Annotated in this window: 10 protein-coding genes; 7 read left to right on the plus strand and 3 right to left on the minus strand. The window is 73.3% G+C overall.

Annotated elements, in window-relative coordinates; genetic code table 11:
• Positions 1-115 precede the first annotated feature (115 nt).
• On the minus strand, positions 116-427 hold the full coding sequence (locus ACFWJ4_RS01540) for a DUF3817 domain-containing protein (RefSeq protein WP_380348672.1): 312 nt from the start codon (positions 425-427) through the stop codon (positions 116-118).
• A 266-nt stretch (positions 428-693) separates the two neighbouring features.
• Between ACFWJ4_RS01540 and ACFWJ4_RS01545 the strand changes: the two genes are divergently transcribed.
• From ACFWJ4_RS01545 to ACFWJ4_RS01565, 5 genes are all read left to right on the plus strand, one after another.
• Positions 694-1,491 (plus strand): DUF2127 domain-containing protein, encoded by a 798-nt coding sequence (locus tag ACFWJ4_RS01545; protein WP_359899911.1) that lies wholly within the window; start codon positions 694-696, stop codon positions 1,489-1,491.
• A 103-nt stretch (positions 1,492-1,594) separates the two neighbouring features.
• Complete coding sequence (locus ACFWJ4_RS01550; protein WP_359899913.1) at positions 1,595-2,233, plus strand: AIM24 family protein; 639 nt, start codon at positions 1,595-1,597, stop codon at positions 2,231-2,233.
• Entirely contained in the window at positions 2,233-2,883 is a 651-nt protein-coding gene (locus ACFWJ4_RS01555) for an AIM24 family protein (RefSeq protein ID WP_359899915.1), read from the plus strand. The genes ACFWJ4_RS01550 and ACFWJ4_RS01555 overlap by 1 nt, the downstream gene beginning before the upstream one ends.
• Before the next feature lie 242 nt (positions 2,884-3,125).
• Positions 3,126-3,935 (plus strand): AIM24 family protein, encoded by an 810-nt coding sequence (locus tag ACFWJ4_RS01560; protein WP_380538271.1) that lies wholly within the window; start codon positions 3,126-3,128, stop codon positions 3,933-3,935.
• 40 nt (positions 3,936-3,975) lie between these two features.
• Positions 3,976-4,491: a MarR family transcriptional regulator gene (locus tag ACFWJ4_RS01565; protein WP_359899917.1), complete on the plus strand. Its 516-nt coding sequence runs from the start codon at positions 3,976-3,978 to the stop codon at positions 4,489-4,491.
• Positions 4,492-4,551: 60 nt separating this feature from the next.
• On the opposite strand, the gene meaB is transcribed toward ACFWJ4_RS01565, so the two are convergent.
• On the minus strand, positions 4,552-5,508 hold the full coding sequence (gene meaB / locus ACFWJ4_RS01570; protein WP_359899919.1) for a methylmalonyl Co-A mutase-associated GTPase MeaB: 957 nt from the start codon (positions 5,506-5,508) through the stop codon (positions 4,552-4,554).
• Positions 5,509-5,594: 86 nt separating this feature from the next.
• Positions 5,595-6,788 carry an acetyl-CoA C-acetyltransferase gene (locus tag ACFWJ4_RS01575; protein WP_359899921.1) on the minus strand — a complete coding sequence of 398 codons (1,194 nt, stop codon included), beginning with the start codon at positions 6,786-6,788 and terminating at the stop codon, positions 5,595-5,597.
• A gap of 251 nt (positions 6,789-7,039) precedes the next feature.
• On the opposite strand from ACFWJ4_RS01575, the gene mce reads away from it, so the two are divergent.
• Both mce and ACFWJ4_RS01585 read left to right on the plus strand, forming a co-directional pair.
• Positions 7,040-7,480: a methylmalonyl-CoA epimerase gene (gene mce, locus ACFWJ4_RS01580; protein WP_316526247.1), complete on the plus strand. Its 441-nt coding sequence runs from the start codon at positions 7,040-7,042 to the stop codon at positions 7,478-7,480.
• Positions 7,481-7,989: 509 nt separating this feature from the next.
• Positions 7,990-10,636: hypothetical protein (locus ACFWJ4_RS01585; protein WP_380538208.1), on the plus strand; the 2,647-nt coding region annotated here is incomplete at its 3' end.

Raw genomic sequence — 10,636 nt, forward strand, 5'->3', positions numbered from 1 at the left:
GCCGCCGGCAGGACCGGCCCGAGCCACCCCCGGTAAGAAACGGCGACAGGCTGCCGCGGCCCTTTGGGAGAGGAGGCCGCGGCAGCCTGTCGACCGTCCACGATGACGCCGGGGCTCAGGCGGTGGCGGGCTTCGGCTCGCCCCGCTCCTCGCGGGCGAGCATCCGCTCGGCGAAGAAGCCGCCGGTGGGCAGCACCGCGAGCACGAACATCAGGACGCCGCGCTTGGCGTCCCACTTCTGCGCCTGCCAGGCCTGGATCCAGAAGACCGCGTAGAGGATGAACAGGACGCCGTGGACCATGCCCATCACCGGGACGGCGTCGAACGAGGTGGTCCGCTTCAGCACCGAGCAGATCAGCAGCAGGATGAAGGAGACCCCTTCGGGGCCGGAGACCAGGCGCAGGCGGTGGACGGCGCTGCTGTTCACGATGGATACCTCAATACGGGGGTCGGCGGCGCGGGCGCGCTTGTGAAGCAACTCACAAGCCTTCCGGCCATTATCGCCGAGCACACCTACGGACCCCCGGCCGGGGGTGGCCACCGTGCCCGATCTCACAGCGCCCGCCCGCCCTGTCACAGCTGTGTGCCGGAACGCCTCCGAGCGCGACCGCCCGTCACCGGGAACCCCTATCCTGCTGCCCGCGCGCCCACCGATCCGGGCGCCGACGCATCGCACACGGGGGTAGTCGCCACATGCTCAAGCTCGACTGGGACCGCAGGACCTGCGCCAGGCGCGGTCACACCACCTACGCGCCGACGGAACCCGAACTGGCCTCCCGGCTGCACGCCTCCACCGCCCTCGGCGACGCCTGGCGCTGCCTGCGCTGCGGCGACTTCGCGCTGGGCGACCCGCACGGCTCCGGACCGGCCGAGGACGCGCCGCTGGTGCCGCGCGGCAAGGCGCTGCGGGACCTGTTCATCCTGCGCTTCCTGGCCGTCGAACGAGTGCTGCGCGGGCTGCTGATCATCGTCGTCGCCTGGGCCGTGTGGAAGTTCTCCAACAGCCAGGACGCGGTGCACCGGGTGTTCGACGAGAACCTCACGGTCTTCAGGCCGGTCACCGACCACTTCCACTGGGACCTCGAACACGCCCCGATCGTCGAGACCATCCGCAAGACCTTCGACTTCAAGAAGAGCACCCTGCTGATCGTCGCGGGCGCCCTGATCGCCTACGCGGTGATCGAGATCGTCGAAGCCGTCGGCCTGTGGCTGAACAAGCGCTGGGCCGAGTACCTGACGGTGGTCGCCACCGCGGCCTTCCTCCCCCTGGAGGGCTACGAGCTGAGCCACCACGTCAGCGCGCTCAAGGTCTGCACCCTGGTGCTGAACATCGCGGCGGTGCTCTGGATCATGCTCTCCAAGCGCCTGTTCGGACTGCGCGGCGGCGTGGTGGCCTTCGAGGCGGAGCGCCACTCGGCCTCGCTGCTGGAGGTCGAGCAGGCGGCCGGCACCGTTCCGCGCCCCGGACAGGGGGCGCACGCCCGAGCCTGAGCGGGGCGCGCGCCCCGGCCCGACCGGCGCGTTTGTCGCAGGCTGGTACCAGTTGGCCCGCGCACCCTCCCCGGGCCACGGCCGCAGCGGCTAGATTGCGGCCGTGGCACAGTTCAGACTCCAGGGATCGCGCGTGCTCGCCGTCGAATTGGGCGGGGATGCCGTCAAGGCGCGAAACGGTTCGATGGTCGCCTACACCGGGCAGATGGCCTTCAAGAAACTGACCGGCGGCGGGGACGGCCTGCGCGGCATGGTCACCCGCCGGCTGACCGGCGAGAAGATGACGGTCATGGAGGTGAAGGGACAGGGCACCTGCTACTTCGCCGACAAGGCCACCGAGATCAATCTGGTCCGGCTGAACGGCGAGACGCTGTACGTCGAATCGGACAACCTGCTCTGCACCGAGTCGACCCTGCACACCGGCACCAGCTTCACCGGACTCAACGGCATGTCCTCCGGCAACGGCCTGTTCACCACCAAGGTGGAGGGCCACGGCTGGGCGGCGGTCACCTCCAACGGGCCGGCCGTCATCCTGCGGGTCGACAAGAGCATGCCGCTGCGGGTGGACCCGGGCGCGTACGTCGCGCACACCGGCACCCTGCAGCGCAGCCTGAAGTCGGGCGCGGGCTGGACGACGATCATCGGCGAGGGCGGCGGCGAGGCCGTCCAGATCGAGTTCACCGGCGAGGGCCTGGTGTACGTCCAGCCCTCCGAGAAGGTCACCATCGGGGGCGACGTCTGATGGGCTTCACGAAGATCAACGGCAAGATGGTCGAGGCCCAGGTGCTACCCGGACAGCGGCTGTTCAGCCAGCGCGGCGCGATGCTCGCGTACAGCGGCGACGTCCGCTTCACGCCGAACATCACCGGCGGGCAGGGCGGCGTGATGTCGATGATCGGCCGCCGGGTGGCCAACGAGGACACCCCGCTGATGACCGTCGAGGGCCAGGGCCGGGTGATGTTCGGCCACGGCGGCCACCACGTCCACGTGATCGACCTGTTCGGCGACACCCTCTACGTCGAGGCGGACCGGCTGCTCGCCTTCGAGGGCACGCTGCGGCAGTCCACCATGTTCATGGGCTCGCAGGGCGGGGTGATGGGCATGGTCCGCGGCCAGGTCACCGGGCAGGGCCTGTTCACCACCAAGCTGGAGGGCCAGGGCGCGGTCGCGGTGATGGCCCACGGCGGCGTCTTCGAGCTGCCGATCGTCCCCGGCCAGTCGGTGCACGTCGACCCCCAGGCGTACGTGGCGCACCGCGGCGACGTGCGCAACAAGCTGTCCACGGCGCTGGGCTGGCGCGACATGATCGGCCGCGGCTCGGGCGAGGCGTTCCAGCTGGAACTGTCCGGGCAGGGCGCGGTGTACGTCCAGGCGAGCGAGGAGAAGCTCTGATGTCCCACCCGCCGCAGCCCCCGTACGGCTCCCCGCACAACCAGCCGACCCAGCCCGGCTTCGCGGTCCCGCCGCCCCCGCCGAACTACGGCCCGTCGCAGGGCTACCCGCCGCCCCCGCCCGGCGGCTACCCCCCGCCGCCGCAGCAGCCGTACGGCCAGCAGGCCCCGCCGCCGCACCAGCAGCCGTACCAGCAGCAACAGCCGTACGCCCAGGAGCAGTTCGGCGGACCGGTGGCCCCGCTGCCGACCGGCCACGGCGGCACCGGGCCGGTGGTGTGGGACGCCCACAGCCTGCCGGCCGGCGACAACGTCAACCCGTACGCCTTCTCGGTCGACCTGAACGGCTCGTACTTCCTCCAGAAGGGCAAGATGGTCGCCTACTACGGCGACATCACCTTCAAGGGCGTCGGCGCCGGCGCGGTCGACCGGATGCTCGGGCAGCACTTCAACTCGCCGATGCACGCGGCGGACTGGGTGGTCGCCGAGGGTCGGGGCAAGCTGCTGCTGGCCGACCGGGCGTTCGACCTCAACTCGTACGACCTGGACGAGGGCAACCTGACCGTCCGCTCCGGCAACCTGCTGGCCTTCGACCCGACGCTGCGGCTCAAGCAGTCGATCATCCCGGGCTTCCTGACCCTGATCGGCACCGGCCGCTTCGTCGCCGCCTCCAACGGGCCGGTGCACTTCGTCGAGCCGCCGATCCGGGTCGACCCGCAGGCGCTGGTCGGCTGGGCGGACTGCCCGGCGCCGTGCCACCACTACGACCACGACTACATGCACGGGCTGATCGGCGGCCTGCGCCGGCTGACCGGCTTCGGCGGGGCGTCCGGCGAGGAGCACCAGTTCGAGTTCATCGGCGCCGGCCAGGTGCTGCTGCAGTCGAGTGAAAAACTCCTGGCCGAGCGGTCGGTCGGCGCGGTCGGGGCCGAGGCGGGCGTGCCGATGGGCGGCGTGCCGTCCCAGCCGGGCACGGCCGGGCACGGCGGCGGGAATCCCAACATCCCCGGGCTCGGTAACCTGGGCGACCTCGGCCGACGTTTCGGTCTGTAAACTTGTACAAGATTGAACTAAATCGGCTATGCTGGGGAGCATGGATACGCACACGATCGACACTGCGGACACCCCTCCGCCGCAGCCCGAGGAGGAGACTCCCTGGCTGACCGCCAGGGAGCAGCGGATGTGGCGCGCCCATCTGGAGGTCGCCAAGCTGCTGGACTACCAGCTCAGCCGCGAACTCCAGCCGCACAACCTCGCGATCAACGACTACGAGATCCTGGTGGTGCTCTCCGAAGCGCCGGACCGCCGGATGCGGATGACCGACCTCGCGACCGCCACCCTCCAGTCGAAGAGCCGCCTCTCCCACCAGATCACCCGGATGGAGAACGCCGGCCTGGTCCTGCGCCAGGAGTGCCCCGGCGACCGCCGCGGCCTCTACGCCCACCTCACCGAACACGGCTGGGAGACCATGCAGCGGGTCGCCCCGGACCACGTGCGCAGCGTCCGCGCCCACTTCATCGACCGCTTCACCCCGGAGCAGCTCGACGACATGTACCAGGCCCTCGCCCCCATCGCCGAACACCTCCGCGGCCTGCGCGGCAAGCCGTAGCGCCGCCCCCGCACCACCACGCCCCGCCACGACCACCGTCGCGGCGGGGCGGACCGCGTCTCAGCTCGCGGTCAGGCCGGCGACCAGTTCGTCGGCCGCACCGTACGGGTCCAGCGCGCCCTCGGCCACCCGTTCGGCCAGGACGGCCAGGCGCCGGTCCCCGCGCAGGTCGCCGATCCGGGCGCGCAGTTCGGCCAGGGCGATCGCCTCGATCTCCTCGGCGGCCCGGCGGCGGCGCCGCGCGGCGAGCTCGCCGTGCTCCTCCAGCCAGGCCCGGTGCTTCTCCAGCGCCTCGACCACCTCGTCCACGCCCTCGCCGCGGGCCGCGACGGTCTTGACGATCGGCGGGCGCCAGTCCCCCGGCTCCCGGGCCTCGCCGAGGCCCAGCATGTGGTTGAGCTCCCGGGCGGTGGCGTCGGCGCCGTCCCGGTCGGCCTTGTTGACCACGAAGACGTCGCCGATCTCCAGGATCCCGGCCTTGGCGGCCTGGATGCCGTCACCCATCCCGGGGGCCAGCAGCACCACGGTGGTGTCGGCCTGGGCGGCGACCTCGACCTCGGACTGGCCCACCCCGACGGTCTCCACCAGGATCACCTCGCAGCCGGCCGCGTCCAGCACCCGCAGCGCCTGCGGCGCCGCCCAGGAGAGCCCGCCGAGATGGCCGCGGGTGGCCATCGAGCGGATGAACACCTCCGGGTCGGTGGCGTGGTCCTGCATCCGGACCCGGTCCCCCAGCAGCGCGCCGCCGGAGAACGGCGAGGACGGGTCGACGGCCAAGACCCCGACCCGCTTGCCGAGCCGCCGGTAGGCGGAGACCAGCGCCGAGGTGGAGGTGGACTTGCCGACCCCGGGCGAGCCGGTCAGGCCCACCGTGTACGCCCGCCCGGTGTGGGGCGCGAGCGCGGCCATCGCCTCCCGCAGCTGCGGCGCGGCGTTCTCGACCAGCGTGATCAGCCGGGCGACCGCCCGCGGCCGGCCCTCCCGGGCCTGCTCGACCAGCGTGGCGACATCGATCATCAGGAGCTCCTAGCGCAATGCCGTCGAATGCCGAAAGGGGCTGCGGACCGCCACTCGCGGTCCGCAGCCCTGGAGCGATCGGCCGGTCAGGCCTTCGGGACGCGCACGATCAGCGCGTCGCCCTGGCCGCCGCCACCGCACAGCGCGGCCGCGCCGACCCCGCCGCCGCGGCGCTGCAGCTCCAGCGCCAGGGTCAGCACCACGCGGGCGCCGGACATCCCGATCGGGTGGCCGAGCGCGATGGCGCCGCCGTTGACGTTGACGATGTCGGAGGAGACGCCCAGGTCCTTCATGGACTGGTGCGCGACGGCCGCGAAGGCCTCGTTGATCTCGATCAGGTCGAGGTCGGCGACCTCCAGGCCCTCCTTGGCCAGCGCGTGCTTGATCGCGTTGGACGGCTGCGACTGGAGCGAGTTGTCCGGGCCGGCCACGTTGCCGTGGGCGCCGATCTCGGCGATCCAGGTCAGGCCCAGCTCCTCGGCCTTGGCCTTGCTCATCACGACCACGGCGGCGGCGCCGTCGGAGATCTGCGAGGAGGTGCCGGCGGTGATCGTGCCGTCCTTGGCGAAGGCCGGGCGCAGCTTGGCCAGGCCCTCGACGGTGGTGTCCGCGCGGATGCCCTCGTCCTGGCTGAACAGCACCGGCTCGCCCTTGCGCTGCGGGATGGCGACCGGGGTGATCTCGGCGTCGAAGACCCCGTCGGCCTGCGCCTTGGCGGCCCGCTGGTGGGAGGCGGCGGCGATCTCGTCCTGCACCTCGCGCGGGATGCCCAGGCGGGTGTTGTGCTTCTCGGTGGACTCGCCCATCGGGATGTTCTCGTAGGCGTCGGTGAGGCCGTCGTGGGCCATCGCGTCGAGCATCGCGATCGCGCCGTACTTGAAGCCCTCGCGGGACTTCGGCAGCAGGTGCGGGGCGTTGGTCATCGACTCCTGGCCGCCGGCCACCACGATGTCGAACTCCCCGGCGCGGATCAGCTGGTCGGCCAGCGCGATGGCGTCGAGGCCGGAGAGGCAGACCTTGTTGATGGTCAGCGCCGGGACGTTCATCGGGATGCCGGCCTTGACGGCGGCCTGGCGGGCCGGGATCTGGCCGGCGCCGGCCTGGAGCACCTGGCCCATGATCACGTACTGGACCTGCTCGCCGGTGATCCCGGCCCGCTCCAGAGCGGCCTTGATCGCGACGCCGCCGAGGTCGGCGCCGGAGAAGCCCTTGAGGGAGCCCAGCAGGCGACCCATCGGGGTCCGCGCACCGGCAACGATCACAGAGGTGGTGTTGGTCATGGGACGGGCCCCTTCGCACGTCGTGGCCAGGTGAGGATGCGCTCAATGTACTGACCTGTTACCCGCCCGTCACCGGAGCGACGGTGTGATCGAGCGCACTGGCACCCTCCAGTCAACACCGTGCCGACCCGCTCCGGGTGAACCGCCCGCCGTGTGAGCAGGCTCGCACGCCCGGCACTGGCGTACGGCGCGGGCCATGCGCTGCACTTGGTGCACCTTTCCCACCGCCCTTCCCCACCCCGGAGGCCGTCGTGCTGACCCGCATCGACCACATCGGCATCGCCTGCCGAGACCTCGACAAGACGGTCGAGTTCTACCGCGCCACCTACGGCTTCGAGGTCTTCCACTCCGAGGTCAACGAGGAGCAGGGCGTCCGCGAGGCCATGCTCCGGATCAACGGCACCGACGACGGCGGCGCCTCCTACCTCCAGCTGCTGGAGCCCACCCGGCCCGACTCCACCGTGGCCAAGTGGCTGGAGAAGAACGGCGAGGGCGTGCACCACATCGCCTTCGGCACCGCCGACGTGGACGGCGACTCCGAGGCCATCCGGGACAAGGGCGTCCGGGTCCTCTACGACCAGCCGCGGATCGGCTCGATGGGGTCGCGGATCACCTTCCTCCACCCCAAGGACTGCGGGGGCGTCCTGACCGAGCTGGTGACCTCCGCGCAGCAGGGCCACGACGAGCACTGATCCCCTCCCGGCCGGCCCCGGGGCGGGCCCCGCCCCGGCGGCGACCGACGGCCCGTCGGTCATGACCCGTCAGTAACCTGGCGGGAAGAGCCGGAAAACACCCCTGCGGCCATTCCCCCGCAGTGCGCTCCCACTACAATGCCCAGGTGCGCGACGGCTCCGGGGGACGGAGGCGACGGGCACGGCCGAAGACAGGCCCGTCCGCCCACCGGTGGTCGGCCCGTCGCAAGGGGAGTCCATTACGCGGGCACGGCTGAACAGTCGCAAGACGGATCTGTCACCATTCTCCACAAGGCAAGAGTTCGCCCAGGAGTCCACTCGGACGGGGGAACGCGGCATCCCCGCGCTCCCGCGCCCCGGACTCCGACGACCGCGGCGGGCGGCCCCGACATGGCGGGGAGCCGTCCACCGGCTGCGGATGCAAGGACCAGTCGGACCGGCGCCCGGGATACCGGAGCCCGGCCCCGGCCCGGTCGAGGACGCGACCAGGAGATGGATGGGACCGCGGAGTGCGGGGCAACGACCGCTACGAGGCTGACGATCACCTCTCCCAGTTCGAGGCCGAGATGGGTCGGACTCGGAAGGAGCGGGACAAGGCAGTCGAGCATGCCGAGGACCTCGCCTACCAGGTGGAGGTACTGCGGGCGAAACTGCACGAGTCCCGCCGCATGCTCGCCCAGCCGCGCGCCTTCGACGCCGTCTCCGGCCAGGCCGAGCAGATGCTCCGCACCGCCGAGATGCAGGCCCAGCAGCTGCGCGCCGACGCCGAGCGCCAACTGCGCGACTCCCAGGCCGCCACCCAGCGGATCATGGCCGAGGCCGCCGAGCGCACCGCCCGGCTGGAGGCCGACCTGGCCGCTCGCCGCCGCCAGCTGGAGGACGAGCTCACCGAACTGCGCCGCTCCGCCGAGCAGCACGTCAACGGCTGGGCCGAGCAGACCCGGGCCGGCTCCGAGCAGGAGGCCCAGCGGCTGCTCCAGGAGGCCCGAGCCGAGGCCGAGCGGATGGTCGCCGCCGCCCGTGCGGAGGCCGTCGCCCTCTCCGATCACGCCCGCGCCCGGACCGCCGCCGACGTGGACGCCGCCCGCGGTGAGGCCCAGGCCGCCGCCGAGGCCGCCCTGCAGCGGGCCCAGAACGACGCCGAGCGCCTGCTGCGCGCCGCCTCCGAGCAGGCCCAGCAGGCCGGCGCCCAGGCCGCCGCCGACGTGGACGCCGCCCGGGGCGAGGCCCAGCAGCAGCTGGCCGCCGCACACGCCGCCGCCGAGGGCCAGCTGGCCGGTGCCCAGGCCGAGATCGGCCGGCTCAAGGCGCAGGCCGCCGCCGAGCAGGCCCGGGCCGAGCAGCAGCTCGCCGCGGCCAAGGCCGAGATAGAGCGGCTGCGCGCCGAGGTGATCGCCGAGGCGGAGCGCACCCGCTACGAGGTCACCGAGCTGCGCGCCCAGGCCGAGCAGGCCGCCGAACAGCTCCAGGCCGACGCCGAGGCCGCCGCCGAACGCAGGGTCGCCGACGGCGAGGCCGCGAACGAGCAGCGCTCGCAGACCGCCCGGGCCGAGGTGGCCCGGATGGTCGCCCAGGCCACCAAGGAGGCCTCGGCGATCCGCGCCGAGGCCGAGGCCGTCCGCGACGAGGCCGCCACCAAGCAGGCCGAGGCCGACGCCGCCAAGGCCGCCGCGGCGGAGGAGAGCGAGCGGCTGCGGGCCACCGCCGAGTCGGTGGCCACCGAGCTGAAGGCCGAGGCCGAGGCGGCGATCGCCGAGCTGCGGGCCCAGGCCGAACGGGACGTCGCCGAGCTGCGGGCCCAGGCCGAGGCCGACGCCCAGCGGCTGCGCGGCGAGGCCGAGGAGGCGGGCCGGGCGGCCGGCGCCAAGGACGCCACCGTCCACCTCGCCAAGGCCGCCAAGACCGCCGAGGAGGTGCTCGGCCGGGCCGACCAGGACGCCGAGAACGCCCGCAGCGAGGCCGCCGCCGAGGCCGAGCGGATCCGCGCGGAGGCCGCCGCCGAGGCGCAGCGGCTGCGCGAGCAGGCCCAGGCCGCCGTCGAGCAGGCCCAGAACGCCGCTCTGGACGACGCCGCCGCGATCCGCGAGCGGATCGAGCAGATGCAGGACGAGGCGGCCCGGCTGCGGGCCGAGGCCGAGGAGCTGCGTGCCCAGGCCGCCGCCGAGGCCGACCGGGTGCGCGGCGAGGCCCGCCGCCAGGCCGTGGTCCAGATCGAGGAGTCGGCGAAGAACGCCGAGGAGCTGCTCAGCAAGGCCAAGGCCGACGCGGACGAGCTGCGCGCGGGTGCCGCCGGGGAGATCGAGCGGCTGCGCGAGCAGGCTCAGGAGCAGGCCGCCGAGACCCAGGGCCGGGCCGAGCAGACCCTGACCCGGGCCCGCGCCGAGGCCGGGAAGATCACCGAGGCGGCCGAGCAGCAGGGCCAGGACGCGCTCGCCGCCGCCAAGGCCGCGGCCGCCGAGAACCGGGCCGCGGCCGAGCGCGAGACCGCCGAACTCCGGCGCGAGGCAACCGAGTTCGACCAGCAGGTGCGCGCCGGGGCGACCGCCGCGGCGCAGGCCCTGACCACCGAGGCGCAGGCCGAGGCGACCTCCGTCCGGGACGCCGCGGTGGCCGACGCCGAGCGGGTGCGCACGGAGGCCGACACCGAGGCCGCCCGGGCCCGGGCCGAGGCCGAGGCCGCCGCCGAAGCGCTGCGCGAGGAGAGCCGGCGCGAGCGGGAGGAGGCGGCCGAGGGGCTGCGGCGCGAGCGCGAGGAGACCTCCGAGCACCTGGACGCCGCCGAGGCCGCCCGCGAACAGGCCGAGCAGGCCGCCGCGGAACTGCGGGCCCTGGCCCAGCAGGAGACCACCCAGCAGCGCGAGACCGCCGAGGCCTACGCCGACCGCGTCCGCACCGAGGCCGAACAGCACGCCACCGACCTCACCGAGCGCACCGCGGCCGAGACCGCCGAGGTCCGCGAGGCGGCCGACCAGCACGTCGCCGAGGTCCGCGAGCAGGCCGACGCCTACGCCGACGAGCAGCGCACCACCGCCGACACCTACGCCGCGCAGACCCGGACGGAGGCCGAGCAGGCCGCCGCGGAACTGCGGGCCCTGGCCCAGCAGGAGACCACCCAGCAGCGCGAGACCGCCGAGGCCTACGCCGACCGCGTCCGCT

It is taken from the genome of Kitasatospora sp. NPDC127067 (assembly GCF_042724755.1).
GTDB lineage: Bacteria > Actinomycetota > Actinomycetes > Streptomycetales > Streptomycetaceae > Kitasatospora > Kitasatospora lactacystinica.

What these genes read in the sequence shown, in the direction of transcription:
- ACFWJ4_RS01545 (WP_359899911.1), top strand. Translation starts at nt 694, where the DNA reads ATGCTCAAGCTCGACTGGGACCGCAGGACCTGCGCCAGGCGCGGTCAC.
- ACFWJ4_RS01555 (WP_359899915.1), top strand. Translation starts at nt 2,233, where the DNA reads ATGGGCTTCACGAAGATCAACGGCAAGATGGTCGAGGCCCAGGTGCTA.
- ACFWJ4_RS01565 (WP_359899917.1), top strand. Translation starts at nt 3,976, where the DNA reads ATGGATACGCACACGATCGACACTGCGGACACCCCTCCGCCGCAGCCC.
- meaB (WP_359899919.1), bottom strand. Translation starts at nt 5,508, where the DNA reads ATGATCGATGTCGCCACGCTGGTCGAGCAGGCCCGGGAGGGCCGGCCG.
- ACFWJ4_RS01575 (WP_359899921.1), bottom strand. Translation starts at nt 6,788, where the DNA reads ATGACCAACACCACCTCTGTGATCGTTGCCGGTGCGCGGACCCCGATG.